The organism is Pseudomonas sp. 1 (assembly GCF_056626735.1).
The window spans coordinates 1-25,859 of record NZ_JBWXMQ010000009.1 but is presented as its reverse complement, the minus strand read 5'-3'; the positions used below and the strand labels follow the sequence as shown (position 1 = coordinate 25,859).

The following is a 25,859-nucleotide window of genomic DNA, read 5'->3' as shown; positions in this document are numbered from 1 at the left end:
TGAATAAATATGATTTATGGATATATAAATGAGCTGGTAAGGTCACTGTCATTGAAGCGAGACCGCAACCCGCGAATCGCCTGTAACGCGCAAGGAATCTTCTGAATGCTGGTCGTCTCACTCGGTGGCAGTCCCGGTCAACGTTCCCGCTCCGGGGTGTTGCTGGAGCGCTCGCAACGCTGGTTGCAGCAGCAAGGGGTGGAAGTGGTGAGTTATCAGGTGCGGGACTTTCCGGCTGAAGACCTGCTCCACGCCCGCTTCGACAGCCCGAAGGTGCTCCACCTGCTGCAACAGATTGAAAACGCCGATGGCCTGCTGATCGCCACGCCGGTGTACAAGGCGTCGTTTTCCGGCGCTCTGAAGACCGTGCTGGATCTGCTGCCCGAACGTGCGCTGAACCACAAGATTGTTTTGCCGATGGCCACCGGCGGCAGCATCGCCCACATGCTGGTGGTCGATTACGCCCTCAAACCTGTGCTGTCGGCATTGAAAGCCCAGGAAATGCTGCAAGGTATTTTTGCCGAGGACAGCCAGATCGCCTACGGCGAGGGCAGTGCCCAGGCGCAGCTGGCACCGGCGCTGGAGCAGCGGTTGCATGAAGCGCTGGACCAGTTTGTCAGCGCCATGGCCCGTCGGCCGAAGCCACTGGAGCCGGGGTTGTTGAACGAACGTTTGTTGAGTGCTCGCTGGAGCATTTGAGCCACATCGAAATTTGAAGTACTGGCCTTACTCGCCCGCCAACGGGCAAGCAGGTGCAGCCAAAACCCAACAGCAAAAAAGGAGAGCGCTATGCGCACTGTATTTTTGCGTCGTGGTCTGGTCGCTCTGTTTGCTGCGGCTGTGTCCTTCGGCGCCATCACTCAAGCTCAAGCCGAGACGCTAAGAATCGGTTATCAGAAGTACGGCACCCTGGTGCTGCTCAAAGCCAAGGGCACCCTGGAAAAACGCCTCGCCGCCCAAGGCGTCGACGTGCAATGGACTGAATTCCCCGGCGGCCCGCAATTGCTGGAAGGCCTGAACGTCGGCTCGATCGACTTCGGTGTCACCGGCGAAACCCCGCCGGTCTTCGCCCAGGCAGCCGGTGCCGACCTGCTCTACGTCGCCTACGAGCCACCAGCGCCGAACAGCGAAGCGATCCTCGTGCCGAAAGATTCGCCGATCAAATCGGTGGCGGATCTCAAGGGCAAGAAAGTCGCCCTGAACAAAGGCTCCAACGTTCACTACCTGCTGGTGCGTGCGCTGGAAGACGCCGGCCTCAAGTACACCGACATTCAAACCGTATTCCTGCCGCCGGCCGATGCCCGCGCCGCGTTCGAACGTGGCAGCGTCGACGCCTGGGTCATCTGGGACCCCTACCAGGCTGCCGCCGAGAAACAGCTGCAAGCGCACACCCTGCGTGACGGCAAAGGCATCGTCGACAACCACCAGTTCTACCTGGCGACCAAACCCTATGCACAGAAAAATCCCGAGGTGATCAAGACCCTCGTGGACGAAGTGCGCGCCGTCGGCGAGTGGTCCAAAGCCAACCCGCAAGACGTCACCCAACAGGTGTCGCCGCTGCTCGGCCTGCCGGCAGACATCACCCTGACCTCGGTGAAACGCCAGGGTTACGGCGCGCTGTTCCTGACCCCGGAAGTGGTCGCCGCACAACAGAAAATCGCCGACACCTTCTACCAGCTCAAGCTGATTCCCAAGCCGCTGAGCATCAAGGACGTGATCTGGACCCCACCGGCCGCTGTGGCCCAAAGCTCGGCCACCCAGGCCCAGTAATTCGAATCCCCAAGGAGACCACTCCATGAGCCTCAACATCTTCTGGTTCCTGCCGACCCACGGCGACGGCCATTACCTTGGCACCGCCGAAGGCGCCCGCGCCGTCGACCACGGCTATCTGCAACAGGTCGCGCAAGCAGCGGATCGACTGGGTTTTGGCGGCGTGCTGATTCCCACCGGCCGTTCCTGCGAGGACTCGTGGCTGGTGGCGGCCTCGCTGACCCCGGTGACCCAGCGTCTGAAATTCCTCGTCGCCCTGCGCCCCGGGATCATTTCCCCGACGGTGGCGGCGCGTCAGGCCGCGACCCTGGATCGTCTGTCCGGCGGCCGTGCGCTGTTCAACCTGGTGACCGGTGGCGATCCGGAAGAGTTGGCGGGTGACGGTCTGTTCCTCGATCACGAAGCGCGCTATCAGGCCTCGGTGGAATTCACCCGGATCTGGCGCCGTGTGCTGGAGGGCGAAACCGTGGATTACGACGGCGAGCACATCAGCGTGAAGGGCGCCAAATTGCTCTATCCGCCGATCCAGCAACCGCGTCCGCCACTGTACTTTGGCGGCTCGTCGGAAGCCGCGCAGGATCTGGCCGCCGAGCAAGTGGAAATGGTGCTGACCTGGGGCGAGCCGCCCGCGGCAGTCGCCGAGAAGATCGAACAGGTTCGCGCCAAGGCTGCCAAGCTCGGCCGCACCGTACGCTTCGGCATCCGTCTGCATGTGATCGTGCGGGAAACCAACGCCGAAGCCTGGCAAGCGGCGGATCGTCTGATTTCTCATCTGGACGACGACACCATCAAGCGTGCCCAGGCCTCGCTGGCGCGGTTCGATTCGGTCGGTCAGCAACGCATGGCCGCGCTGCACGGCGGCAGCCGCGACAACCTCGAAGTCAGCCCGAACCTGTGGGCCGGCGTCGGTCTGGTGCGCGGCGGTGCCGGTACGGCGCTGGTCGGTGACGGCCCGACCGTGGCGGCACGGGTGAAGGAATACGCGGATCTGGGCATCGATACCTTCATCTTCTCCGGTTATCCACACCTCGAAGAATCCTATCGCGTGGCCGAGCTGTTGTTTCCGCACCTCGACGTCGAGCGCCCGGAACTGCCGAAAAGCGCCGGTTACGTCAGCCCGTTCGGCGAGATGGTGGCCAACGACATTCTTCCCAAAGCCGCGTCCCAGAGCTGAGGCGCTGCCATGAAGAAATTTATCCACAGCCTCGCGCCTTGGGCGTTGCCGGTGTTGTTGCTGGGGGTGTGGCAGTTGTCGGTGTCGGCAGGCTGGTTGTCGACGCGGATTCTGCCGGCACCGGTGGCGGTGATCGAAGCCGGCGTGAGTCTGGTGCGCAGCGGCGAAATCTGGACGCACCTGGCAATCAGCGGCTGGCGCGCCGCGCTGGGCTTCACCATCGGTGGCAGCATCGGCCTGGTGCTGGGTTTCATCACCGGTTTGTCGAAGTGGGGCGAGCGTCTGCTCGACAGCTCGGTGCAGATGATCCGCAACGTGCCGCACCTGGCGCTGATTCCGCTGGTGATTCTGTGGTTCGGCATCGACGAGTCGGCGAAGATTTTTCTGGTGGCGTTGGGCACGTTGTTCCCGATCTACCTCAACACCTATCACGGCATCCGCAACGTCGATCCGGCGCTGGTGGAGATGGCGCGCAGTTATGGCCTGTCCGGTTTCAGCCTATTCTGGCAGGTGATTCTGCCGGGCGCGCTGCCTTCGATTCTGGTCGGTGTGCGCTTCGCCCTTGGCTTCATGTGGCTGACGCTGATCGTGGCAGAAACCATTTCTGCCAGCTCCGGCATCGGTTACCTGGCGATGAACGCCCGGGAGTTTTTGCAGACCGACGTGGTGGTGCTGGCGATTCTGCTGTACGCGGTGCTCGGCAAGCTGGCCGACCTCGCTGCCCGTGGCCTTGAGCGCGTCTGGCTGCGCTGGCATCCGGCGTATCAAGTGGCGAAAGGAGGTGCGGCATGACCGCTCAACAACCTCCACGCCTGCTGCGCGGGATTCCGCTGGCGGTGCGCAACCTGCGAAAGACCTTCGGCGCGCGGCAGGTGCTGCGAGACATCGATCTGCACATTCCGGCGGGGCAGTTCGTCGCCGTGGTCGGGCGCAGCGGATGCGGCAAAAGCACCTTGCTGCGCTTGCTGGCCGGCCTCGATCAACCCACCGGCGGCGATCTGCTGGCGGGTGCTGCACCGCTCAGCGATGCCCGGGATGACACCCGGCTGATGTTCCAGGAAGCGCGGCTGCTGCCGTGGAAAAAGATCATCGACAACGTCGGTCTCGGCCTCAAGGACAACTGGCGCCCGCAGGCCTTGCAGGCGCTGGATGCAGTCGGTCTCGCCGATCGCGCCAGTGAATGGCCGGCGGCGCTGTCCGGCGGGCAGAAGCAGCGCGTGGCGCTGGCTCGGGCGCTGATTCATCAACCGCGTCTGTTGCTGCTCGACGAGCCGCTGGGTGCGCTGGATGCGCTGACCCGGATCGAGATGCAGCAACTGATCGAACGTCTCTGGCAACAACATGGTTTCACCGTGTTGCTGGTGACCCACGACGTCAGCGAAGCGGTGGCGATTGCCGACCGGGTGATTCTGATCGAGGACGGCGAAATCGGTCTCGATCTGCCAATAGAGCTGCCGCGCCCTCGGGTACGAGGCTCACATCGCCTGGCCGCGCTGGAAACCGAAGTACTCAATCGTGTGTTGTCCCTGCCCGGCGAGCCGCCGGCGCCGGAACCCGTTTCACCCTTGCCGACGCAACTGCGTTGGGCTCAATAACTCAAGCAAACGACAGGAATCAGTGCCATGACTATCAAAGCCATCAACGTACGCAACCAGTTCAAAGGCTCGATCAAGGAGATCGTTCTCGGCGACGTGCTGTCGGAAATCGACGTGCAGACCGCTTCCGGCATCGTCACGTCGGTGATCACCACCCGTTCGGTCAAGGAACTGGAACTGGAGGTCGGCAGCGAAGTGATCGCCTTCGTGAAATCCACCGAGGTGTCCATCGCCAAGTTGTAAGTCTGTGAGTAAAAAACAACCCCGAAGGGTGTGAGCCCTTCGGGGTTTTTTATGGTCAGTGCGGTCGAGTGATCGTTCCCACGCTCCGCGTCACTGAACGCGGAGCGTCCCCGGAGGCATTCCCACGCAGAGCGTGGGAACGATCATTTAAGGATTCTTTTCGGCAGATAGGGCGGCAGATACAGCCCGATATAGGCATCGAACACTCGCATCCCTTCTTCGGCCATGCGCGGGGTGATCTGCCCATGCTGCTGCACCGAACGGGCGTAGACGCGGTCGCCCAGTTCCATGGCCAGCGCGAACACATCCACGTCATCCGGCAGGCGCGGCAGTTCGAAGTGATGATCGAACAGCTTGTGCATCAGGTCGCCGAGTTCGAGGTCGTGCTGGCGGTCGGCCTGGGTGACTTCGGTCAGACCGTGTTGCGCGAGGATCAGTTGCCGGGCGGCGGCATCCTCGCCGTAGATCTGCAGCATCCGCTCTTCGACCAGCCGCGACAGGTCACGCCAGTTGCGCAGGGCGGCGTGGTCGATCGGCGCTTGCAGGCAGGCGCGGAAGGCTGCGTGCACGTCCGCCGTCAGGGCTTCAAGCAGCGCCGGGACGCTGGCGAAGAAGTGGTAGACCGAGGAGGGCGGAATCTGCGCGCGCTCGGCCACGCTGTAGATCGACAGGCTCGCCACGCCCTCGGCGGCCAGCAGCGTGCGTGCGGCGTCGAGTATCGAATCGATCCGCGCCTGACTGCGGGCACGGGGTTTGCGGACGGGGGCGGGACGCGTCATGAAAGTCTCCTGCGGGGCAGCGGGCATTGTACGCAGAGCTTGAATCTCTGCCACAGAGGCCAATAAAAAAACGCCGCTGGCTGAGAAGCCAACGGCGTTTTCGTTTGCTGCAATCCGCTTAAACGGTGTGCAGGTACCAGTTGTACTCGAGGTCGGAGATGGAGTGTTCGAACTCCTCCAGCTCGCTCTCTTTACAGGCGACGAAGATATCGATGTATTTCGGATCGATGTACTTGGCCATCACCTCGCTGTCGTCCAGCTCGCGCAGGGCATCGCGCAAGTTGTTCGGCAGGCTCTGCTCGTTCTGCTCGTAGCTGTTGCCTTCGGTCGGGGCCGGTGGCTCGATCTTGTTGGTCAGACCGTGGTGCACGCCCGCCAGCACCGATGCCATCAGCAGGTACGGGTTGGCGTCGGCGCCGGCCACGCGGTGTTCCAGACGGACCGCGTCGGCGGAGCCGGTCGGTACGCGCAGGGCCACGGTGCGGTTATCCAGGCCCCAGCTCGGCGAGTTCGGCACGTAGAACTGTGCGCCGAAACGACGGTAGGAGTTGACGTTCGGGCAGAGGAAAGCCATCTGCGCGGGCAGGGTCTCGAGCACACCGCCGATCGCGTGACGCAGCGCGGCGTTCTGCTCGGGATCCTCGCTGGCAAAAATGTTTTTGCCTTGTTTGTCGAGAACCGAAATGTGGACGTGCAGACCGTTGCCTGCCTGGCCCGGGTACGGCTTGGCCATGAAAGTGGTGTCCATTTCATGGTCGTAGGCGATGTTCTTGATCAGACGCTTGAGCAGGACTGCGTAGTCGCACGCCTTGATCGGGTCGGCGACGTGGTGCAGGTTCACTTCGAACTGCGCCGGGGCACTTTCCTTGACGATGGCGTCGGCCGGGATGCCTTGCTCTTTGGCACCTTCCAGAATGTCCTGGAGGCAGTCGACGTACTCGTCGAGGTCGTCGATCAGGTAGACCTGGGTCGAGTGCGGACGTTTGCCGGAGATCGGCGAGCGTGGCGGCTGAGGGCGGCCGTTCACGTTTTCCTGGTCGATCAGGTAGAACTCGAGTTCGAATGCGGCGCAGATGGTTAGGCCAAGCTCGTCAAACTTTGCAACAACTTGACGGAGCACTTCGCGCGGATCGGCGAAGAAAGGGTCACCTTCGAGTTCGTGCATGGTCATCAACAGTTGCGCGGTCGGGCGCTTCTGCCATGGCTCGTTGCACAGGGTATCGGGGATTGGATAGCAGATACGGTCGGCGTCGCCGATGTCCAGGCCCAGACCGGTGCTTTCCACCGTCGAACCATTGATATCCAGAGCAAATAGAGAGGCCGGCAGGTTGATGCCTTTCTCGTAAACCTTGTGGAGGCTGGTGCGTTCGATGCGCTTGCCGCGCACCACACCATTCATATCCGCAATCAGAAGGTCAACGTACAGAACCTCAGGATGTTCCTTAAGGAACGCGTTCGCTTCGTTAAGCTGAACGGCACGCGGGGGTACCGACATGATGCAACACCTTTGTTGTTAAAAATATCAATCATTGATCTTTTCTGGTTTCAGTCAACCCGAACGGCCTGCCGAAGTCAAGCGAGGCCTTTTCTGCCCTGAAAAAGCGCCACGAGGGCATTTATGGGGCACTTTGGGGCATTTTTTTATCCGTGAAGGACGCGCCACCCGCAGGCTTGAGCAGGCCGTGTTGTATTTTTTACGGGGGTGTTGTGTAAAAAAATGAACAAGGCTAAGCTCGGGTCAAACCCATAACAGCAATAATACCGGGGTGCTTCATGTCTCGCCTGCCGTTAATCGGCGTCACCGACTGCTCTTTGCAGTCCGGTCTGCATGCTTATCACATCAGTGGCGACACGTCCGTCCGCAGCACGGCCCGCAAGGCCTGCAACGTGCCAGCGATCTCCCTGCCCATGGCAGATCGAGCGGCAGCGTCCGATATTCCGGACGTGTGCGAGGGCATCCTCTTTAACGGTTCTACTTTCAATATAGATCTCTTTCCCGCTCCCGGCCTGCATCGCGTCCGTCGCCGTGCCCGTGATTCTGCACACCCGGAATGTGCACAGGAAATGCAACACCAGCGTAAAGGGCAGGTAAGCTCCTCCTTCATTGTCTATGCGCGGTGCCAGGCGTAAGCCGGCACTGCGCGCGAGCAAGGCCCTTTAACGCGACGCCTGGTGCGTCAAACATTGCCTGACATCTGTCAGGAGACTCAGCCCAGAGGCATTTATGAGTAACAACCTCGACCAGCTCACCGATTGGTTGAAAGACCACAAGATCACAGAAGTCGAATGCATGATCGGCGACTTGACCGGCATCACCCGGGGCAAGATCTCGCCGACCAACAAGTTCATCGCCGAAAAAGGCATGCGTCTGCCAGAGAGCGTTCTGTTGCAGACCGTGACCGGCGACTACGTCGAAGACGACATCTATTACGAACTGCTCGACCCGGCCGACATCGACATGATCTGCCGTCCCGACCAGAACGCCGTGTACCTGGTGCCATGGGCCATCGAGCCGACCGCCCAGGTGATCCACGACACCTACGACAAGCAAGGCAACCCGATCGAGCTGTCGCCGCGCAACGTCCTCAAAAAAGTCCTGAAACTCTATGCCGACAAGGGCTGGCAGCCGATCGTGGCGCCGGAAATGGAGTTCTACCTGACCAAGCGCAGCGACGACCCGGACTATCCGTTGCAGCCGCCGGTCGGCCGTTCCGGACGTCCGGAGATCGGTCGCCAATCGTTCTCCATCGAAGCGGCGAACGAATTCGATCCGCTGTTCGAAGATGTCTACGACTGGTGCGAATTGCAGGAGCTGGACCTCGATACGCTGATCCACGAGGACGGCACGGCGCAGATGGAAATCAACTTCCGTCACGGCGATGCGTTGTCGCTGGCCGACCAGATTCTGGTGTTCAAGCGCACCATGCGTGAGGCTGCGCTGAAGCACAACGTGGCCGCGACCTTCATGGCCAAGCCGATGACCGGCGAGCCGGGCAGTGCGATGCACCTGCACCAGAGCATCGTCGACATCGAGACCGGCAAGAACGTGTTCTCCAATGACGACGGCACCATGAGCCAGCTGTTCCTGCACCACATCGGTGGCTTGCAGAAGCTGATCCCTGAATTGCTGCCGCTGTTCGCTCCGAACGTCAACTCGTTCCGCCGCTTCTTGCCGGACACCTCGGCGCCGGTGAACGTGGAGTGGGGCGAAGAAAACCGCACCGTGGGCCTGCGCGTCCCGGACGCCGGCCCGCAGAACCGTCGGGTGGAAAACCGTCTGCCGGGCGCGGACGCCAACCCGTACCTGGCGATTGCCGCAAGCCTGCTCTGCGGCTACATCGGCATGGTCGAAGGCATCAACCCGAGCGCGCCAGTCGTGGGCCGTGGTTACGAGCGCCGCAACCTGCGCCTGCCGCTGACCATCGAGGACGCCCTGGAGCGCATGGAAAACAGCGCGACCATCGAGAAATATCTGGGCAAGACCTTTATCACCGGCTACGTCGCGGTCAAGCGGGCCGAGCATGAAAACTTCAAGCGCGTGATCAGTTCCTGGGAGCGTGAATACCTGCTCTTCGCCGTCTGATACGCCGGGCGCGGTGGCCAGCCGCCGCGCCTTCACCGATAACAAGGAGAATTGGCATGACCAGCAACAACCCGCAAACCCGTGAGTGGCAAGCCCTCAGCAGCGATCACCACCTGGCCCCTTTCAGCGACTTCAAGCAGCTGAAAGAAAAGGGTCCACGGATCATCACCAACGCCAAGGGCGTGTACCTGTGGGACAGCGAGGGCAACAAGATCCTCGATGGCATGGCGGGTCTGTGGTGTGTGGCGATCGGTTATGGACGCGATGAGCTGGCCGATGCGGCCGCCAGACAAATGCGCGAACTGCCTTACTACAACCTGTTCTTCCAGACCGCGCACCCGCCGGCGCTGGAACTGGCCAAGGCCATCGCCGACGTGGCGCCGGAAGGCATGAACCACGTGTTCTTCACCGGTTCCGGCTCCGAAGGCAACGACACCATGCTGCGCATGGTTCGCCACTACTGGGCGATCAAGGGCCAGCCGAACAAGAAAGTCATCATCAGCCGCAAGAACGGCTACCACGGCTCCACCGTGGCCGGCGCGAGCCTGGGCGGCATGACCTACATGCATGAACAGGGCGACTTGCCGATTCCGGGCATCGTCCACATCGCCCAGCCGTACTGGTTTGCCGAAGGCGGCGACATGACCCCGGAAGAGTTCGGGATCTGGGCGGCCAATCAGCTGGAAGAGAAGATTCTCGAAGTCGGCGTGGACAACGTCGGTGCCTTCATTGCCGAGCCGATCCAGGGCGCCGGCGGCGTGATCATTCCGCCAGACACCTACTGGCCGCGCATCAAGGAAATCCTCGCCAAGTACGACATTCTGTTCGTGGCTGACGAAGTGATCTGCGGTTTCGGCCGTACCGGCGAATGGTTCGGCAGTGATTTCTACGACCTCAAGCCGCACATGATGACCATCGCCAAAGGCCTGACGTCCGGCTACATCCCGATGGGTGGCCTGATCGTGCGTGACGAAGTGGTGGCGGTGCTCAACGAGGGCGGCGATTTCAACCACGGCTTCACTTACTCCGGTCACCCGGTGGCGGCGGCGGTGGGTCTGGAAAACATCCGGATTCTGCGCGAAGAGAAAATCATCGAACGCGCCCACGAAGAAACGGCACCGTATTTGCAGAAACGTCTGCGCGAACTGAACGATCACCCGTTGGTGGGTGAAGTGCGCGGGGTCGGTCTGCTGGGAGCCATCGAGCTGGTGCAGGACAAGGCCACTCGCAAGCGTTACGAAGGCAAGGGTGTGGGCATGATCTGCCGCCAGTTCTGCTTCGACAACGGGCTGATCATGCGTGCCGTGGGCGACACCATGATCATCGCGCCGCCGCTGGTGATCAGCAAGGCGGAGATCGACGAGCTGGTTACAAAGGCACGCAAGTGCCTGGATCTGACCCTGAGTGCGTTGCAGGGCTAAGTGCTAGGCTCAGAGCGATGGAGCTGTTGCGAAGTCGCTCGGAACTGTCAGAAAGGCTGGTCTTTTCTTGAAAGACCGCCTCGGATCTTGCCAGACTAGTCGCGGTTCCAGTTGTCCGGGTTCGGCCGCTGAACAAAGTGGTTCAAAAAAGAAAATTTGGAGCATTAACGCATGAAGGCATTAGGCAAAAAGCTCGCTGGCAAGACTCTGCTCGCCATGTCCCTGATGGGCGTGATGGCGGGTGCGGTTCAGGCGGACGACAAGGTGTTGCACGTTTACAACTGGTCCGACTACATCGCGCCGGACACGGTTGCCAATTTCGAAAAAGAGACGGGCATCAAGGTCGTCTATGACGTTTTCGACAGCAACGAAACCCTGGAAGCCAAGCTGCTGGCCGGCAAGTCCGGTTACGACATCGTGGTGCCTTCCAACAACTTCCTGGCCAAGCAGATCAAGGCCGGCGTTTATCAGGAACTGGACAAGTCCAAGCTGACGAACTGGAAGAACCTCGACGAAGACCTGCTCAAGGCCGTTGGCGACGCCAGCGACCCGGGCAACAAGCACGCGTTCCCGTACATGTGGGGTTCGATCGGCATCGGTTACAACCCGGAGAAGGTCAAGGCCGCGCTGGGCATCGACAAGATCGATTCCTGGGACATCGTGTTCAAGCCTGAAAACATCGAGAAGCTGAAAAGCTGCGGCGTGAGCTTCCTCGACGCTCCGACCGAAATGATTCCGGCGGCTTTGCACTACCTGGGCAAACCGACCAACAGCAAAGACAAGGCTGACCTGAAAGCCGCCGAGGACCTGTTCCTCAAAGTGCGTCCTTCGATTGCCTACTTCCACTCCTCGAAGTACATCTCGGACCTGGCCAACGGCAACATCTGCGTGGCGGTCGGTTACTCGGGTGACCTGGAACAATCCAAGACCCGCGCCAAGGAAGCCGGTGACAAGGTCAAACTGGCCTACACCATTCCGAAAGAAGGTGCCGGTACTTTCTACGACATGGTCGCCATTCCCAAGGATGCCGAAAACGTCGAAGCCGCCTACAAGTTCATGAACTACCTGCTCGAGCCGAAAGTGATGGCCGAAATCACCAACGCCGTGCGTTTCCCGAACGGCAACAAGGCGGCCACGGCGCTGGTGGACAAGGAAATCACCAGCGATCCGAGCATCTACCCTTCGGCTGAAGTGAAGAAGCAGCTCTATGCGATCAGCGATCTGGACGCAGCCACCCTGCGTCTGATCACTCGCAGCTGGACCAAGATCAAATCCGGTAAATAAGCCGGTTTGAAGCAGTCATCGCTGGCCGTCGCCTTCATCCGGGCGGCCAGCGGTGCAATTAAATGACAGAAAGTTTTGCTGGAACGGTTTTTCGAAGGTAAGTTGCGCGCCGGTTTTGTTGCCGGGCAACCGTGACTGTCATGCAGCACGGGGCAACTTGGGCCCAACTAAATCAGAGGACCTCCACTTGCCTATTTTTTCTTCTTTGCGCAATGCCTTGCTGGCTGCCGCCGGCCTGACGTTCGCTGTCGGTGCCCAAGCCGCCGGTACTGTGCATATTTATAACTGGTCGGATTACATCGGCGAGACCACTCTGGCCGACTTCCAGAAAGAAACCGGGATCAAACCGGTCTACGACGTGTTCGACTCCAACGAAACCCTGGAAGGCAAGCTGCTCGCCGGGCGGACCGGTTACGACGTGGTCGTGCCGTCGAACCACTTCCTCGGCAAGCAGATCAAGGCGGGCGCGTTCCAGAAGCTCGACAAGGCGCAGTTGCCGAACTATTCCAATCTCGATCCGGTGCTGCTCAAGCGCCTGGAGCAGAACGATCCGGGCAACCTGTACGCCGTGCCGTACCTGTGGGGCACCAACGGCATCGGCTACAACGTCGACAAGGTCAAGGAAGTCCTCGGCGTCGACAAGATCGATTCCTGGAGCGTGCTGTTCGAGCCGGAGAACATCAAGAAGCTGCACAGCTGCGGCGTGGCGTTCCTCGATTCGGCCGATGAAATGATGCCGACCGTGCTCAACTACATGGGCCTGAACGCCAACAGCACCAATCCAAAGGATTACGAGAAGGCCACGGCCAAGTTGCTGGCGGTGCGTCCTTACGTGACCTACTTCCATTCTTCGAAATACATCGGCGACCTGGCCAACGGCGACATCTGCGTGGCCATCGGTTTCTCCGGCGACATTTTCCAGGCGAAGAACCGCGCCGAAGAAGCCAAGAAAGGCGTGAACATCGCCTACTCGATCCCGAAAGAAGGTGGCGCGCTGTGGTTCGACATGCTGGCGATTCCGAAAGATTCGGCCAACGTCAAAGAGGCCCACGCCTTCATCAACTATTTGCTGAAACCTGAGGTGATCGCCCAGGTCAGTGATTACGTCGGTTACGCCAACCCCAACCCGGGTTCGGACAAGCTGATGGAGCAGTCCATCCGCACCGACGAGTCGGTTTATCCACCGCAGGCCGTACTCGACAAGACCTACGTGTCGATCGAGCTGCCGCCGAACATTCAGCGTTTGATGACCCGCAGCTGGACCAAGGTCAAGTCGGGTAAATAGCTTCAACGTACAAACTATCCTGGGTTCGTCTTGCGTGGGCGAACTGCACTCTTTTTTCTGGGAGTTTTGTAAATGGCAGTTGCCTCCGGCGCCTATAAGAAAGCCCTCGAGGGCGATCAGACACCGAAACAGGTGCTGGTCAAAATCGACCGGGTCACGAAGAAGTTCGACGAGACGGTTGCCGTGGACGATGTGTCCCTGGAAATCAAGAAGGGCGAGATATTCGCCCTGCTCGGCGGTTCGGGATCGGGCAAATCCACTCTGCTGCGGATGCTGGCAGGGTTCGAACGGCCCACGGAGGGGCGCATTTTCCTCGACGGCGTCGACATCACCGACATGCCGCCGTACGAGCGACCGATCAACATGATGTTCCAGTCGTATGCCTTGTTCCCGCACATGACCGTGGCGCAGAACATCGCGTTCGGCCTCAAGCAGGACAAGATCCCGGCAGCCGAGATCGACGCCCGCGTGGCCGAGATGCTCAAACTGGTGCAGATGAGCCAGTACGCCAAGCGCAAGCCGCACCAGTTGTCCGGCGGCCAGCGTCAGCGTGTGGCGCTGGCGCGTTCGCTGGCCAAGCGGCCGAAACTGCTGCTGCTCGACGAGCCGATGGGCGCACTGGATAAAAAACTGCGTTCGCAGATGCAGCTTGAGCTGGTTGAGATCATCGAGCGCGTGGGTGTGACCTGCGTGATGGTGACCCACGACCAGGAAGAGGCCATGACCATGGCCGAGCGCATCGCGATCATGCACCTGGGCTGGATCGCCCAGATCGGCAGCCCGATCGATATTTACGAAACCCCGACCAGCCGTCTGGTCTGCGAATTCATCGGCAACGTGAACATCTTCGAAGGCGAGGTGATCGACGACGCCGAAGGCCACGCGACCATCACCTGCAAGGACCTCGACCGGCAGATCTACGTCGGCCACGGCATCAGCACCTCGGTGCAGGACAAGTCCGTGACCTACGCGATCCGTCCGGAAAAACTGCTGGTCACCGCCGACCAGCCGACCTGCGAGTACAACTGGTCGAGCGGCAAGGTGCATGACATCGCCTACCTCGGCGGTCACTCGGTGTTCTACGTCGAGTTGCCGAGCGGCAAGCTGGTGCAGTCGTTCGTGGCCAACGCCGAGCGCCGTGGCGCACGTCCGACCTGGGGCGATCAGGTCTACGTGTGGTGGGAAGACGACAGCGGCGTGGTACTTCGCTCATGAACATGCGCAAATTCAAACGCCGGCTCAATCGAATAATTCCCGGTGGCCGTCAACTGGTCATCGGGGTCCCGTTCATCTGGCTGTTCCTGTTCTTCATGCTGCCGTTCTTCATCGTCCTGAAGATCAGCTTCGCTGAAGCGGACGTGGCCATCCCGCCGTATACCGAGATCTACACCTACGCCGAACAGAAGCTGCAACTGCTGCTGAACCTGGGCAACTACGCGATGCTCGGCGACGACGAGCTGTACATCGCCGCCTACCTCGGCTCGCTGAAAATGGCGTTTTTCAGCACGTTGCTGTGCCTGTTGATCGGCTACCCCATGGCCTACGCCATCGCCAGCGCCCGCAAGGAAGTGCAAACGGTGCTGGTGCTGCTGATCATGATGCCGACCTGGACCGCGATCCTGATCCGCGTGTATGCGTGGATGGGCATCCTCAGCAACAACGGTCTGCTCAACGGCTTCCTGATGAGCATGGGCTTGATCGACGAGCCGCTGCAGATCCTCAACACCAACCTCGCGGTGTACATCGGCGTCGTCTATTCGTACCTGCCGTTCATGATCCTGCCGCTGTACGCCAACCTGGTGAAGCATGATCCGAGCCTGTTGGAGGCTGCGTCCGACCTGGGTTCGAGCACCTTCAACAGCTTCTGGAAAATCACTGTGCCGTTGTCCAAGAACGGCATCATCGCCGGCTGCATGCTGGTGTTCATCCCGGTGGTGGGCGAGTTCGTGATCCCGGAACTGCTCGGCGGCCCGGAAACCCTGATGATCGGTAAAGTGCTCTGGCAAGAGTTCTTCAACAACCGTGACTGGCCGGTGGCGTCCGCCCTGGCGGTGGTGATGCTGGCGATCCTGATCGTGCCGATCATCCTGTTCAACCGCAGTCAGGCCAAGGAAATGGAGGGTAAAGAATGAAGCGCTTCCGTTTCTCCAGCCTGATGCTGGTGCTCGGCCTGTTGTTCATCTACCTGCCGATGCTGATCCTGGTGATCTACTCGTTCAACGCCTCCAAACTGGTGACGGTCTGGGGCGGCTGGTCGGTGAAGTGGTACGTCGGCCTGCTCGACAACACCCAACTGATGGGCTCGGTGGTGCGTTCGCTGGAAATCGCCTGCTACACCGCGGTTGCCGCCGTGGCGCTGGGTACGCTGGCAGCCTTCGTGCTGACCCGCATCACCCGCTTCAAGGGCCGCACGCTGTTCGGCGGCCTGGTCACCGCGCCGCTGGTCATGCCTGAGGTGATTACCGGTCTGTCGCTGTTGCTGCTGTTCGTGGCGATGGCGCAGATGATCGGCTGGCCCCAGGAGCGCGGCATCGTCACCATCTGGATCGCCCACACCACGTTCTGCGCGGCCTACGTGGCGGTGGTGGTGTCGGCGCGTCTGCGCGAGCTGGACCTGTCGATCGAAGAAGCGGCGATGGACCTCGGTGCGCGTCCGTGGAAGGTGTTCTTCCTGATCACCATCCCGATGATCGCGCCGTCGCTGGCGGCGGGCGGCATGATGTCGTTCGCCCTGTCGCTGGATGACCTGGTATTGGCGAGCTTCGTGTCCGGCCCGGGTTCGACGACCCTGCCGATGGAGGTGTTCTCGGCGGTGCGTCTGGGCGTGAAGCCGGAGATCAACGCCGTGGCCAGCCTGATTCTGCTGGCGGTGTCGCTGGTGACCTTCCTGGTCTGGTTCTTCAGCCGCCGTGCCGAAGAAGCCCGCAAGAAAGCGATCCAGCAAGCCATCGAAGAAGGCGCTGCGGATTCGTGGAAGCAACCGGACGTGCGCCGGGCGCCGACGCCGGAAGCGGCTTAAGTCAGTGGGGGTGATCACAACTCTGTGATCAACCCCAATCCAAACTGTGGGAGCGAGCTTGCTCGCGAAAGCGGTGTGTCATTCAACATCAATGTTGGCAGATACGCCCCCTTCGCGAGCAAGCTCGCTCCCACAGTTGGTTTTAGGCCGACCAAGGAGAGTTGCGGATGACCTCGACAAAGTTCATCGGCTTGAACCCCGGCATCTGATCTTTCAGCACATCGGTTTTCACGTTGCCGAACGTGGTCTGCGGACGATGCCGCAAGCCGTCGGCAAACGCGCAGATGATGCACTCCTTGAAGCCTTCGCCCCGTGGATGCGCATGCACCACTGCCTCGCGCTGCACCGTGGTGAACGCCACGTAGTCCATGCCCAGCACATCCATCTCGACACCCGCCGTCACCAGCGCCACGGTCGGACGCAAATGCTTCGGCACCCCCGGCGTGGTGTGCAGGGCGATCGACAGCCAGACCTGCTCGATGTCGTCATCGCTCAAGCCGTATGGCTTGAGAAATTCGGCAGCTGCGTTGGCGCCATCGACTTCGAAACGCTCGTCATCGCTGCGGTGACCTTCGACCAGCCCCAGGTCGTGGAACATCGCGCCGACGTACAGCAGCTCCGGATCATAGGCCAGTTGCTTGCGTTCGCCGCTCAAGGCGCCGAACAGAAACACCCGGCGCGAGTGGTGGTAAAGCAGGTCGGATTCGATGTCGCGAATGTATTCGGTGGTGGCCCGGGCGAGGGCGCTGTCGGGGATCTGGATACCGGCGATGGTCGTGGTCATGTTGAGCTTCCTAGTCGAAAACGCCGTCGTGGCGCTGATGGAGAAAGTCTGTTCCCGGGGGCAAAACCGGACAATCGATCCATGGCTGCGATCCTTGCCATTGCACCTGCAAATCGTGCCAGCTCGCTTCTGCGGTGAGGATTGGCTAGGGTTGGCGCTGATCCGTCATTCCCCGGGAGCCCACATCACCATGAACAAAACCGTCGCCATTGTGGTGTTCCCCGGCGTGCAGGCGCTGGACGTCAGCGGGCCGATGGACGTGTTCGCCGAGGCCAACCGCTTCCTGGCACCGGAGGATCATTACCGGCTCGAGGTGATCGGCGTTGAGCGCGGGTCGATGGCGTGTTCCAACGGGCTGACCCTGAGCGCGCATCGGCATTTCAGCGAAGTGCAGGAGGCTTATGACTTGCTGCTGGTGACGGGCGGGCCGCAGTTGCCGTTTCTGGATTTCGGCGAGACGTTCGATGCCTGGCTGCGTGAGGCTTGTGGACGGGCGCGGCGTTTTGGCTCGATCTGCAACGGCGCGTTCATGCTCGCCCGTGCGGGATTGCTGAACGGGCGCACGATCACCACACACTGGAACGACGCCGAAGCACTGGCGCAGTTGTGCCCGTCGAGCCGGGTCGAGGCGGATCGGTTGTACGTCGAGGATGGCCAGCTCTACACCTCGGCGGGGGTGACGGCGGGGATCGATCTGTCGCTGTACCTGCTGGCACGTGATTACGGAGCCGAAGTGGCGCTGAGCGTGGCCAAGCGGCTGGTAGTGTTTACCCAGCGCTCGGGCGGGCAGTCGCAGTTCAGCCCGTTTCTCGCGCCCCATGCCGAGCCGACGTCGGCGGTGGCGAGGGTGCAGCTGTACGTGCTGGCCAATCTCACCGGCGACCTGACCATCGCCGACCTGGCGAATGCGGCGAACATGAGTGCGCGGAATTTCTCCCGGGTGTTTGCGAGAGAGGCGAAAGTCACCCCGGCGGAGTTCGTCGAACGGGCTCGGGTGGATGCGGCGCGGGTGATGCTCGAAAGCACCACGGCGCCGCTGAAGACGGTGGCCTATCAATGCGGGTTTCGCGATGCGCAACACATGCGCAGCGTGTTCAACCGGCGGCTGGGGGTGACGCCGCAGCAATTCCGGCTGAATTTTGCGGCGATGGTTTGAGCGGCGCTTATTGCGCCGCTCGCGCCGGCAACAGCTTCAAGGTACTGCGCGTATTCGCGATCACCTCTTCCTCGCTGAAATGCGCCTGCACATACATCCCGTCCACATACGCTTCCGCCTGATCGTCATAGTGACTGTCGAACGGCACGCCGCTCTGGCCGACCGGGTTGATGGTCAGGCTGTGAGCCGGATCAGCGAAGTCCACCAACCGCCGCGTCGACGGGCCGTAAGTCACCGGCCACGGCGCCGGGCCGATTTTCGCCGAGAGATTGTTCGGCACTTCATGGGAGCCTGGTGCAGCGAACGGGCCGACGTTGAAAATGCGATCCAGCGGCTTCTGCTGCCCCAGCGGATGACCATGGGTCAACGTGTGCGCCTTGCCCCATTGCCAACCGGAAGCATCGTCGCCGAGAGTCGACTTCAGGTGCGCCATGCTCGCCTGCCACGCGGCGCGTACGGTGTCGACGCGGGTTTCCTTGGCCGGCGTGCTGCGGTTGTCCCACCACGGTGAATCGGCATTCGCCGCGAGCCGGGGCAGGGCTGCATCGATCACTCGGGTCGACAGCAGGGTATCGAAGAAGTCATTGCCCAGCTCATCACGCATCGCCGCGTCGGCAAGGTTGAAGAGGAACTGGTTGAACACCGTCGCACTGACCGAATCCAGCGGATAGTCGCCTTGCCATTGGGCCAGTTGCTCGACCAGCTTCTGCTCGGCGGGATTGCCCGCCACTTCACGCAGCACCGGCAGCAACGGCGCCAGCAGACGCGGCCCGTAACCCGTGGCGGTGCCCAGTTGCAGTTTCTGGTTGGCCTCGTTGTCCCACTTCGCGTTCTTGTCGGCGAGCTGGCGGTTGAGTTGCTGGCCACGGTCGGCGAGGTTGTAGTAACCGGGGATCTCCATGCCGGTCGGCGACACGGGCTGGAAGTTGGCCGAGACGATATAGCCCCGCGCCGGGTTCTCTTCCTGCGGGTTGGCGCTGAACGGGAAGTAGCCGTCCTTGTCCGCCTGATTGCTGCTGCCGTCGAGAATGAAGCCAGGCTTCACCCCGGCCGGACGCTTGGGCAACAGCGCCGAGGCCCACCACGCGATATCGCCCTTGGCGTTGGCGTAGACGATGTTCAGCCCCGGCGCCTGCACCTTGGCGGCAGCGGCGCGAGCCTTGGCCAGGGTGTCGGCGCGGTTGAGCTGGTAGAAACCTTCGAGGATCGGGTTTGGCGTTTCGAGAAATGCCCACCACATCGCAATCGGGGTTTTCCCGGCGGCGCTGCCGAGGGCGTCGTTGACGATCGGGCCGTGGGGCGACTGGCGCAGGGTGATGGTCACCGGGGCCTGGCCTTTCACCGCGATCTGCTGCTCGGTCTTGACCATGTCGGTCCACTGGCCGCGATACCAGACTTGATCCGGGTGGTCCGGATTGACCTTCTCGGCGATCAGGTCCAGGTCATCGTTCTGGAACATGGTCAGGCTCCAGCCGAAATCCAGGTTGTGCCCCAGAAACGCAAACGGCACCAGCGCCTGATGATGGCCGTAGAGTTCAAAGCCCGGCGCCGACAGCTGCGCTTCGTACCACACCGACGGTACCGAGAAACGGATATGCGGGTCGCCAGCCAACAAGGGCTTGGCGCTCTTGCTGCGACTGCCGGCGATCACCCAGGCGTTGCTGCCTTCGAACTGCGGCAGGCCGTTATCGATCAGCGCCTGTTCGCTGACGCGGGCGAGGGTGTTCAGGTCTTTCCAGTCTTCGGCGGCGAGGGCCGGCGCCATGCCGGCGTGACCCTTGGCGAGCACGCCCTTGGGCTGCCAGTCGAGGTCGAAGACGTTGAGGTAGTCGGCGCCCAGTTGATCGCGCACGTAGGTCAGCAGCGGTTCGGTGCGAAACGCGGCGGCAAAGCTGTAAGCCATGTAGCCGGCGACGCTGATGCTGTCTTCGGCGGTGAACGGCCGCTTGGGGATGCCCAGCACGTCGAACTCGACAGGGGCGGCGTGCGAGTCCTGATATTGATTGATGCCGTCCAGATAGGCTTGCAGGGCCTTCCACGCCGGTGACTGCTTGTCGAGGCCGGCCACGTAACTGGCGGCGCGCTCGCGGATGCGCAGGCTGCGGAACAGTTTGTCGGTGTCGAGCAGTTTTGGTCCGAACACTTCGGCCAGTTCGCCCCGGGCGAGACGGCGCATGGCTTCCATCTGAAAGAGGCGATCCTGGGCGTGCACATAGCCGAGGGCGCGGTAGAGGTCGGCCTCGTTTTCGGCGCGGATGTGCGGCACGCCGCGCTCGTCGTAACGCACGGTCACCGAACCTCGCAGGTTGCGCAGTTCCACCTGGCCCTGACGCGTCGGTTGCTTGCTGTAGACATACCACCCGCCGGCGGCGAGCAGGACAACGATGAGCAAGGCAAGAACGGTGAAGACGCGTTTCATGGTGACTCCTTGTGCATTCGGGATTGCCGCCCGTGCGGGCTGCAAACAATTAGCACACGCTTCGTGTGCTGCGCATCGCCGTCCTTGAAATGTCCGGAATGCCTTACTTCGTCTCTGCCGGCCACGGACAGTAGCAACCAACCGCCAGCGTATGGGTCGCATTGACCGGACGATCGTCACTCAAGGCTCGCAGGATCGGTTCGATAAAACTGTTGCTGGAATTACAGGTCAGCCCTTCGCTGTAAGGCCCGAAATACGCCAGTTTGCCGCTGCGATCCCAGATCGCTACGGCGGGGCTCGCGGGAATCTGTTCGGCGCCGGGCAATACCGCGATGGTCTTGAGATTGCTGAGCGTGGCGGGCAACTGGCCGTGGCTGCCGGCCTTCTGCACGGCAAAGAACTCGACGCCCTTGGGGCCGAACTGTTCGACCATCTCGGTCAGGTGCTGTTGATTGCCGACGTTGCACGGGCAGGCCGGATCCCAGAAGTGCACCAGACGGATGTTGCCGGGGCCGGCGAGGTCGTCGGGCAGGCGCAACGGGTCGCCGGAAAACACCGCAGTGTGTTCGCTGAACGCCCGCAGGTAGCGGCCCTGAAACCAGTCGTACGCTGCCCACAGCACGCCGGCACACACGATGGCGAGCAGGCTGGCAAACAGTGCGGTGCGGTAGGGCGGGCGCATGGATTTGGTTCCTCAGAGGCTGGGGGCGCTCTCGACTGATTTCCCCGCCGCGCCGGGTCTGCTGTTGTGCAGGGCAAGGCGCGAGAAGCGCGGTTTGATTGTTCCAAATAAGCTTCGAGCAAAGCAGCCCTGCACAACAGCAGGCCCGGCCCTTCGGGTTGTGCCTTAAAGCGAGCCAGCCTGCGTTGCAGGCCTTGGAAAGGGAACACCATTCCCCGCGGCCTGCGCCTTGCCTGGCTCGCTTTAAGGCGACAACGCGGTGGGGAAATCAGTCGAGAGCGCCCCCAAGCTTGCCATGCTTGCTTCTACAGATGAATATCGCAGGCCGATAAAGTCTGTTTACCGTTCTGGAATTGCCCATGTCTGTTGCTTTCGATCCCGATCATCTGCGCGCGAGCCTCAAGCCGTTGGCCGAGTGGCAGCCGTTGTCCGAGGAGGCGAAGGCGTATCAGCGGTTCTACAAGACCGACTTTCCGGAGCGTGATGTCTGGCGAGGAATGGGCCGGTTCGACATTGATGGCTATCAACTGGTCAGTCATTGCTGGTGGCCGGCGGAAACGGCCAGGGCCACGCTGTTTCTGGTGCACGGTTTTTATGACCACACCGGCCTGTACCGGCATGTGATCGAGTGGGCGCTGGGTCAGGGCTTCGCCGTGATTGCCTGCGATCTGCCGGGGCATGGTCTGTCCAGCGGCGAGCGTGCGAGCATCCGTGATTTCTCCGAATATCAGGATGCGCTGCAAGGCCTGTTCGCCGAGGCGCGCTCGATTGCGTTGCCGCAGCCATGGCACCTGTGCGGGCAAAGCACCGGCGGGGCGATCATTGTCGATCATGTGCTCAACCATGGCGAAAACAGCCCGGCCCAAGGGCAGTTGATTCTGCTGGCGCCGCTGGTGCGGCCGCGCGCCTGGGGCTGGTCGCAGTTCAGTTACTACCTGCTGCGGCCCTTTGTCAGGGGCATCGCCCGACGTTTCAGCGAAAACTCCAACGACCCGGATTTCCTGTCGTTCCTGCAGGCCGATCCGTTGCAGCCCAAGCGTCTGCCGACCGCGTGGGTCGGTGCGCTGTCACGCTGGATCAACCGGGTGGAATACGCGAAGAAAAGTCCGCGCCGGCCACTGATCGTGCAGGGCCAGGCGGACATGACCGTGGACTGGCAGCACAACCTGCAAGTGATGAAGTGGAAGTTCGACCGGCCGCAGATTCTGTTGCTGGCCGAGGCGCGGCATCACCTGGCCAACGAGACGGCGGAAATGCGCGAGGAGTATTTCGAGTTTCTGAGCAAGCGGATCAAAGGCCGGTATCACTCGTGATCCTGAGGGCCCCTTCGCGAGCAAGCTCGCTCCCACAATAGATCGCAATCCTTTGTGGGAGCGAGCTTGCTCGCGAAGGCGGTCGGTCAGGCAGCAGAGATTTATTGATTCAGGTTCGAGGTGCTCTGGCCGACGGCCAACCCGGCGCGGATCGCGGCCAGCGCGGCCTGATAGTAGGCCTTGCCTTCAGTGGATTCGGCAAAGGTCGCGAACTCTTCCAGTTCTTCATCCGACAGGTCGCGATAGACGTAGAGCAGCGTGTTGTTCAGGTCGGCGCCGATCTGATCCATCAGCCGCTGGCGCTGACCGTTCAACATGCCCTGGGCCTGACCGCCGCCGAGCAGGCCGGGGATCATCGAACTCAGACTGTCCGCCGCCACGCCGGCAATCGCCAGACTGACTTCGGCACCGGCTTCACGGGCGGGCAGGGCCTGGGCGAGGTGGCCGATGATCAGCAAACGACTGTCGCTGGCCGGCATCTTCGGCAGGCCCTTGGCGTTTTTCGCCAGTTGATCGCGGCGGGTCGCCAGCAGTTCGGCGGCGACGATCTTCTTGCCCAGCGGTGACTGAAAGAACGACAGGGCCGGTTGCGGATCGGCGAGGTTCTTGCGCAGTTGCGCTTCGGCGCGTTGATCCACGGCCTGGGGGGCGAAGCGCTGGTTGCTGTTGTTCACCAGCGCTTGAAACACCGCGGGCGGCAGGCTGTTCTGGTAACGCTGCTGCGCGGCACTCAGGGCATCGTTGAAATGCGCGCGTTGTTCTGGCCAGCCAGCGACCTTGTACAACTGGTCGTGGTCGTCCGCCCAGGCGGGCAAAACGCAGAACATCAACAGTGAAAAAAGCAAACGGCGCATAAGGACTCCTGTCGGCAGCCGACTATTCTCCGTGCGGTGCCAGTACTTGTCGAGAATTCGTATCAAGCCGCCGCGTGGCTCTGTCGGATTTCTTGCCGCAGGCATACTATGCGCGCCATGCAAATATCCTCTGATCACCCGCTGCTGTTACGTATCGTCGACGACCTGGCCGAGCGCGGCTGGTCGCAGCAGAACATTTTCCTGCCTGCGGATTTGACCCGCGCGCTGGCGGCCGAGTGCCGCAAACGTGACGCCGAAGGTGAATTGGCGCCGGCGGGCGTCGGACGCGGGCCGTTTTCTGAGGTTCGCGAGGGCATTCGCGGCGACCATATCCAATGGATCGATCCCGGCCAGGCCGAGGCCAGCGAGCGTTATCTGAACCTGATGGACAGTTTGCGCGAGGCCCTCAATCGCGGACTGTTCCTCGGTCTGGAAGATTTCGAATGCCATTTCGCCCTGTACCCGCCGGGCGCGTTCTACCGCAAGCATGTTGACCGTTTCCGCGACGATGACCGGCGCATGGTCTCGGCGGTGATCTACCTCAATGACGGCTGGTTGCCGGAGGATGGCGGGCAACTGCGCATGTACCTGGAGAACGACCGCGTTCATGACGTACAGCCTACGGGCGGTTGTCTGGTGGTGTTTCTCTCCGGTGAAGTCCCCCACGAGGTTCTGCCGGCACAGCGCGAGCGGCTGTCGCTGACAGGCTGGTTCCGCCGCCGTGGCAACGAGCCGTTCTGAGATGCACAGGATTCTCGTCAGTCGCTGCCTGCTGGGCCATCGCGTGCGTTATGACGGTGGGGCCAGCGGGCCGTTCGATCTGCTGGAACAGTGGATTGCCGAAGGGCGCGTGGTGCCGTTGTGTCCGGAGGTCGCTGGTGGTCTGTCGACGCCACGAGCGGCGGCAGAGATTCCGGGCGGGCAGGGCGGTGAAGTACTGGACGGGCTCGCCTCGGTGATCACCACCGAGGGCGAAGATGTCAGCGCGCAGTTTCTCGACGGCGCGCGGCAGGCGTTGGCGCTGGTGCACAAGCACGGGATTCGGGTGGCGGTGCTCAAGGCCAACAGTCCTTCGTGCGGAAACCTGTTGACCTATGACGGGACGTTCAGTGGGGTGAAGGTGAGTGGCGAGGGGGTTACTGCAGCGTTGCTCAAGCGCCATGGAGTGCAGGTCTTCAGCGAGCTCGAATTGCCGCAGGCTGCACAAGCGCTGACACAACTCGACTAATCACACACCTACAACACTGTGGGAGTGAACTTGCTCGCGATTGCGTATTGTCAGTACCGATATCGGTGGCTGACAGGCCGCTTTCGCGAGCAAGCTCGCTCCCACATGGAAGTTGTGTTCACTTCAGGTCTTCAGAGGCCTGCACGCTCAGCCACTTTTTCGACAACGCTTCCAGCCGCCCATCCGCCCTGATCCGCTGCAAGGCATTTTCCAGGCTTGCGTGGAACGCCGGGTTACCCTTCTGAAACGGAATCGCCAGATCCACCGGCGGCCCGACCTTCGGCTTCTCTTCGGTCAGTGCCTGGACCAGTACCATCGGCCGGGGCTGCTCGTCCTTTTTCGCCAGCAATTGTGCATTCACCTGCGTGTAAGGCTCGCTCATGTCGAAACGTTCCTTGAGCTCAGGTGTCAGTGCTATGTGGTTGAGCGCGACGTCGTACTTGCCGCTTTCGACGCCCTGGAGCAGATCGGCTTCGTCGGTGACGATGAAGTCGGCCCGCACATCCAGTTCGTTGGCCAGCAGTTGCCCAAGCTCGACCTCGAACCCCGTGAGCGTGTCGCCGTCCTTGAAATTGAAGGGCGGTGTATTAGCCTCAAGGGCTATGCGCAACTCGCCACGGTCGTTGACGTCATCAATCAGTTCGGCGTGAGCCAGAGGGCTCAGAAGGGGAAGCAGACAGATCAGGCCAGGCAGAAAACGCATGGTCACTCCTTTGAAATCGATATCGGCCTGTTTTCCAGGCTCGCTTTGCTATGGTTGTCGAGTGCCTTCGACAACGAATGGTCATGAAGTTGTCATGACCGTGCGGATTTTACGGAAAAACTGGAGAAGAAAATGAAAAGCTTTATGTCACGTGCAGCGTTGGCCGGTGTGCTGATGGGTGTTTCGGTACTGGCCAGTGCGGCCACTCCGGCACCGAAGGGCGCCGAAGTGTTCATCGTTTCTCCCGAGGACGGAGCCACGGTTCCGCAGACCTTCACGGTCAAGTTCGGTGTAAAGGACATCGCGCTGGCGCCGGCCGGTGACGTCACCAAGAACACCGGTCATCACCATCTGCTGATCGATGCCAAGGAAATCGTTCCGGCCGGCTCCGTTGTGCCGACCGACGCCAACCACATGCATTTCGGCAAGGCGCAGACCCAGGCCGACATCAAACTCGCGCCGGGCAAGCACACCCTGCAACTGGAGCTGGGTGACAGCGGTCACATGGCGTTCGATCCGCCGATCGTGTCGAAGAAGATCACCGTCAACGTCGAATGACGTTCTCGC

At 61.4% G+C, this 25,859-nt stretch carries 26 protein-coding genes; 19 read left to right on the top strand and 7 right to left on the bottom strand.

From position 1 onward, the window contains the following. Positions 1–105: 105 nt before the first annotated feature. From ssuE to AC1MDC_RS15010, 6 genes are all read left to right on the top strand, one after another. Positions 106–699, top strand: coding sequence for an NADPH-dependent FMN reductase (ssuE, locus tag AC1MDC_RS15035; RefSeq protein WP_480393267.1), 594 nt, complete (start codon positions 106–108; stop codon positions 697–699). 90 nt (positions 700–789) lie between these two features. Continuing rightward, on the top strand, positions 790–1,770 hold the full coding sequence (locus AC1MDC_RS15030) for a sulfonate ABC transporter substrate-binding protein (protein WP_227233840.1): 981 nt from the start codon (positions 790–792) through the stop codon (positions 1,768–1,770). A gap of 25 nt (positions 1,771–1,795) precedes the next feature. After that, positions 1,796–2,944: an FMNH2-dependent alkanesulfonate monooxygenase gene (gene ssuD / locus AC1MDC_RS15025; RefSeq protein ID WP_480393266.1), complete on the top strand. Its 1,149-nt coding sequence runs from the start codon at positions 1,796–1,798 to the stop codon at positions 2,942–2,944. Positions 2,945–2,953: 9 nt separating this feature from the next. After that, the gene (ssuC, locus tag AC1MDC_RS15020) at positions 2,954–3,736 is read left to right on the top strand and encodes an aliphatic sulfonate ABC transporter permease SsuC (protein WP_085702368.1); all 783 of its coding nucleotides are present in this window, start codon (positions 2,954–2,956) and stop codon (positions 3,734–3,736) included. Then, entirely contained in the window at positions 3,733–4,539 is an 807-nt protein-coding gene (gene ssuB, locus AC1MDC_RS15015) for an aliphatic sulfonates ABC transporter ATP-binding protein (RefSeq protein ID WP_480393265.1), read from the top strand. Before ssuC ends, ssuB begins: the two co-directional genes overlap by 4 nt. A 27-nt stretch (positions 4,540–4,566) precedes the next feature. Then, on the top strand, positions 4,567–4,782 hold the full coding sequence (locus AC1MDC_RS15010) for a TOBE domain-containing protein (RefSeq protein WP_065259896.1): 216 nt from the start codon (positions 4,567–4,569) through the stop codon (positions 4,780–4,782). Positions 4,783–4,925: 143 nt separating this feature from the next. On the opposite strand, the gene AC1MDC_RS15005 is transcribed toward AC1MDC_RS15010, so the two are convergent. Further along, positions 4,926–5,561, bottom strand: coding sequence for a TetR/AcrR family transcriptional regulator (locus AC1MDC_RS15005; protein WP_480393264.1), 636 nt, complete (start codon positions 5,559–5,561; stop codon positions 4,926–4,928). 118 nt (positions 5,562–5,679) lie between these two features. Continuing rightward, positions 5,680–7,056, bottom strand: coding sequence for a glutamine synthetase family protein (locus AC1MDC_RS15000; protein WP_085696926.1), 1,377 nt, complete (start codon positions 7,054–7,056; stop codon positions 5,680–5,682). A 278-nt stretch (positions 7,057–7,334) separates the two neighbouring features. Here AC1MDC_RS15000 and AC1MDC_RS14995 point away from each other — a divergent pair, with 278 nt between their 5' ends. From AC1MDC_RS14995 to AC1MDC_RS14960, 8 genes are all read left to right on the top strand, one after another. Then, the gene (locus AC1MDC_RS14995; RefSeq protein ID WP_227233833.1) at positions 7,335–7,691 is read left to right on the top strand and encodes a gamma-glutamyl-gamma-aminobutyrate hydrolase family protein; all 357 of its coding nucleotides are present in this window, start codon (positions 7,335–7,337) and stop codon (positions 7,689–7,691) included. 94 nt (positions 7,692–7,785) lie between these two features. After that, entirely contained in the window at positions 7,786–9,144 is a 1,359-nt protein-coding gene (locus AC1MDC_RS14990; RefSeq protein ID WP_085696928.1) for a glutamine synthetase family protein, read from the top strand. A gap of 56 nt (positions 9,145–9,200) precedes the next feature. Then, the gene (locus AC1MDC_RS14985) at positions 9,201–10,565 is read left to right on the top strand and encodes an aspartate aminotransferase family protein (protein WP_085696929.1); all 1,365 of its coding nucleotides are present in this window, start codon (positions 9,201–9,203) and stop codon (positions 10,563–10,565) included. A 171-nt stretch (positions 10,566–10,736) separates the two neighbouring features. Beyond that, a complete protein-coding gene (locus AC1MDC_RS14980; protein ID WP_085696930.1) occupies positions 10,737–11,849 on the top strand; it encodes a polyamine ABC transporter substrate-binding protein in 1,113 nt (370 codons plus the stop codon). A gap of 187 nt (positions 11,850–12,036) precedes the next feature. Beyond that, complete coding sequence (locus AC1MDC_RS14975; RefSeq protein WP_085696931.1) at positions 12,037–13,134, top strand: polyamine ABC transporter substrate-binding protein; 1,098 nt, start codon at positions 12,037–12,039, stop codon at positions 13,132–13,134. 72 nt (positions 13,135–13,206) lie between these two features. After that, on the top strand, positions 13,207–14,349 hold the full coding sequence (locus AC1MDC_RS14970) for an ABC transporter ATP-binding protein (RefSeq protein ID WP_085689847.1): 1,143 nt from the start codon (positions 13,207–13,209) through the stop codon (positions 14,347–14,349). Between the two features lie 35 nt (positions 14,350–14,384). Beyond that, positions 14,385–15,266, top strand: a complete 882-nt coding sequence (locus AC1MDC_RS14965) for an ABC transporter permease subunit (RefSeq protein WP_234206559.1) — start codon at positions 14,385–14,387, stop codon at positions 15,264–15,266. After that, positions 15,263–16,153, top strand: coding sequence for an ABC transporter permease subunit (locus AC1MDC_RS14960; RefSeq protein ID WP_085696933.1), 891 nt, complete (start codon positions 15,263–15,265; stop codon positions 16,151–16,153). The genes AC1MDC_RS14965 and AC1MDC_RS14960 overlap by 4 nt, the downstream gene beginning before the upstream one ends. Before the next feature lie 142 nt (positions 16,154–16,295). Here the strand turns inward: AC1MDC_RS14960 and AC1MDC_RS14955 are convergent, their stop codons facing one another. After that, positions 16,296–16,937 carry an HD domain-containing protein gene (locus AC1MDC_RS14955; RefSeq protein WP_480393263.1) on the bottom strand — a complete coding sequence of 214 codons (642 nt, stop codon included), beginning with the start codon at positions 16,935–16,937 and terminating at the stop codon, positions 16,296–16,298. Between the two features lie 190 nt (positions 16,938–17,127). Between AC1MDC_RS14955 and AC1MDC_RS14950 the strand changes: the two genes are divergently transcribed. Then, the gene (locus AC1MDC_RS14950; protein ID WP_085696948.1) at positions 17,128–18,093 is read left to right on the top strand and encodes a GlxA family transcriptional regulator; all 966 of its coding nucleotides are present in this window, start codon (positions 17,128–17,130) and stop codon (positions 18,091–18,093) included. A 7-nt stretch (positions 18,094–18,100) separates the two neighbouring features. Here the strand turns inward: AC1MDC_RS14950 and AC1MDC_RS14945 are convergent, their stop codons facing one another. Together AC1MDC_RS14945 and AC1MDC_RS14940 are read right to left on the bottom strand one after the other, a co-directional pair. Then, positions 18,101–20,512 carry a penicillin acylase family protein gene (locus AC1MDC_RS14945; RefSeq protein ID WP_480393262.1) on the bottom strand — a complete coding sequence of 804 codons (2,412 nt, stop codon included), beginning with the start codon at positions 20,510–20,512 and terminating at the stop codon, positions 18,101–18,103. 103 nt (positions 20,513–20,615) lie between these two features. After that, positions 20,616–21,194, bottom strand: coding sequence for a DUF6436 domain-containing protein (locus AC1MDC_RS14940; protein WP_085702374.1), 579 nt, complete (start codon positions 21,192–21,194; stop codon positions 20,616–20,618). A gap of 359 nt (positions 21,195–21,553) precedes the next feature. Here AC1MDC_RS14940 and bipL point away from each other — a divergent pair, with 359 nt between their 5' ends. Next, on the top strand, positions 21,554–22,507 hold the full coding sequence (gene bipL, locus AC1MDC_RS14935; protein ID WP_480393261.1) for a phospholipase BipL: 954 nt from the start codon (positions 21,554–21,556) through the stop codon (positions 22,505–22,507). A gap of 101 nt (positions 22,508–22,608) precedes the next feature. On the opposite strand, the gene AC1MDC_RS14930 is transcribed toward bipL, so the two are convergent. Beyond that, positions 22,609–23,361 carry a DUF2059 domain-containing protein gene (locus tag AC1MDC_RS14930; protein ID WP_085697906.1) on the bottom strand — a complete coding sequence of 251 codons (753 nt, stop codon included), beginning with the start codon at positions 23,359–23,361 and terminating at the stop codon, positions 22,609–22,611. Between the two features lie 108 nt (positions 23,362–23,469). On the opposite strand from AC1MDC_RS14930, the gene AC1MDC_RS14925 reads away from it, so the two are divergent. Continuing rightward, entirely contained in the window at positions 23,470–24,102 is a 633-nt protein-coding gene (locus AC1MDC_RS14925; RefSeq protein WP_480393260.1) for a 2OG-Fe(II) oxygenase, read from the top strand. A gap of 1 nt (position 24,103) precedes the next feature. Further along, positions 24,104–24,589 (top strand): 2-thiouracil desulfurase family protein, encoded by a 486-nt coding sequence (locus AC1MDC_RS14920; protein WP_480393259.1) that lies wholly within the window; start codon positions 24,104–24,106, stop codon positions 24,587–24,589. A 118-nt stretch (positions 24,590–24,707) separates the two neighbouring features. On the opposite strand, the gene AC1MDC_RS14915 is transcribed toward AC1MDC_RS14920, so the two are convergent. Next, on the bottom strand, positions 24,708–25,292 hold the full coding sequence (locus AC1MDC_RS14915; protein WP_085697903.1) for a transporter substrate-binding domain-containing protein: 585 nt from the start codon (positions 25,290–25,292) through the stop codon (positions 24,708–24,710). Positions 25,293–25,424: 132 nt separating this feature from the next. Here AC1MDC_RS14915 and AC1MDC_RS14910 point away from each other — a divergent pair, with 132 nt between their 5' ends. Next, positions 25,425–25,850, top strand: coding sequence for a DUF4399 domain-containing protein (locus AC1MDC_RS14910; protein ID WP_007953489.1), 426 nt, complete (start codon positions 25,425–25,427; stop codon positions 25,848–25,850). Positions 25,851–25,859: the final 9 nt, after the last annotated feature.

Excerpts from the sequence above, each read along its gene's own strand:
- ssuE (WP_480393267.1), top strand. The coding sequence starts at position 106 with ATGCTGGTCGTCTCACTCGGTGGCAGTCCCGGTCAACGTTCCCGCTCC.
- AC1MDC_RS15030 (WP_227233840.1), top strand. The coding sequence starts at position 790 with ATGCGCACTGTATTTTTGCGTCGTGGTCTGGTCGCTCTGTTTGCTGCG.
- ssuD (WP_480393266.1), top strand. The coding sequence starts at position 1,796 with ATGAGCCTCAACATCTTCTGGTTCCTGCCGACCCACGGCGACGGCCAT.
- ssuC (WP_085702368.1), top strand. The coding sequence starts at position 2,954 with ATGAAGAAATTTATCCACAGCCTCGCGCCTTGGGCGTTGCCGGTGTTG.
- ssuB (WP_480393265.1), top strand. The coding sequence starts at position 3,733 with ATGACCGCTCAACAACCTCCACGCCTGCTGCGCGGGATTCCGCTGGCG.
- AC1MDC_RS15010 (WP_065259896.1), top strand. The coding sequence starts at position 4,567 with ATGACTATCAAAGCCATCAACGTACGCAACCAGTTCAAAGGCTCGATC.
- AC1MDC_RS15005 (WP_480393264.1), bottom strand. The coding sequence starts at position 5,561 with ATGACGCGTCCCGCCCCCGTCCGCAAACCCCGTGCCCGCAGTCAGGCG.
- AC1MDC_RS15000 (WP_085696926.1), bottom strand. The coding sequence starts at position 7,056 with ATGTCGGTACCCCCGCGTGCCGTTCAGCTTAACGAAGCGAACGCGTTC.
- AC1MDC_RS14995 (WP_227233833.1), top strand. The coding sequence starts at position 7,335 with ATGTCTCGCCTGCCGTTAATCGGCGTCACCGACTGCTCTTTGCAGTCC.
- AC1MDC_RS14990 (WP_085696928.1), top strand. The coding sequence starts at position 7,786 with ATGAGTAACAACCTCGACCAGCTCACCGATTGGTTGAAAGACCACAAG.
- AC1MDC_RS14985 (WP_085696929.1), top strand. The coding sequence starts at position 9,201 with ATGACCAGCAACAACCCGCAAACCCGTGAGTGGCAAGCCCTCAGCAGC.
- AC1MDC_RS14980 (WP_085696930.1), top strand. The coding sequence starts at position 10,737 with ATGAAGGCATTAGGCAAAAAGCTCGCTGGCAAGACTCTGCTCGCCATG.
- AC1MDC_RS14970 (WP_085689847.1), top strand. The coding sequence starts at position 13,207 with ATGGCAGTTGCCTCCGGCGCCTATAAGAAAGCCCTCGAGGGCGATCAG.
- AC1MDC_RS14960 (WP_085696933.1), top strand. The coding sequence starts at position 15,263 with ATGAAGCGCTTCCGTTTCTCCAGCCTGATGCTGGTGCTCGGCCTGTTG.
- AC1MDC_RS14955 (WP_480393263.1), bottom strand. The coding sequence starts at position 16,937 with ATGACCACGACCATCGCCGGTATCCAGATCCCCGACAGCGCCCTCGCC.
- AC1MDC_RS14950 (WP_085696948.1), top strand. The coding sequence starts at position 17,128 with ATGAACAAAACCGTCGCCATTGTGGTGTTCCCCGGCGTGCAGGCGCTG.
- AC1MDC_RS14945 (WP_480393262.1), bottom strand. The coding sequence starts at position 20,512 with ATGAAACGCGTCTTCACCGTTCTTGCCTTGCTCATCGTTGTCCTGCTC.
- AC1MDC_RS14940 (WP_085702374.1), bottom strand. The coding sequence starts at position 21,194 with ATGCGCCCGCCCTACCGCACCGCACTGTTTGCCAGCCTGCTCGCCATC.
- bipL (WP_480393261.1), top strand. The coding sequence starts at position 21,554 with ATGTCTGTTGCTTTCGATCCCGATCATCTGCGCGCGAGCCTCAAGCCG.
- AC1MDC_RS14930 (WP_085697906.1), bottom strand. The coding sequence starts at position 23,361 with ATGCGCCGTTTGCTTTTTTCACTGTTGATGTTCTGCGTTTTGCCCGCC.
- AC1MDC_RS14925 (WP_480393260.1), top strand. The coding sequence starts at position 23,470 with ATGCGCGCCATGCAAATATCCTCTGATCACCCGCTGCTGTTACGTATC.
- AC1MDC_RS14920 (WP_480393259.1), top strand. The coding sequence starts at position 24,104 with ATGCACAGGATTCTCGTCAGTCGCTGCCTGCTGGGCCATCGCGTGCGT.
- AC1MDC_RS14915 (WP_085697903.1), bottom strand. The coding sequence starts at position 25,292 with ATGCGTTTTCTGCCTGGCCTGATCTGTCTGCTTCCCCTTCTGAGCCCT.
- AC1MDC_RS14910 (WP_007953489.1), top strand. The coding sequence starts at position 25,425 with ATGAAAAGCTTTATGTCACGTGCAGCGTTGGCCGGTGTGCTGATGGGT.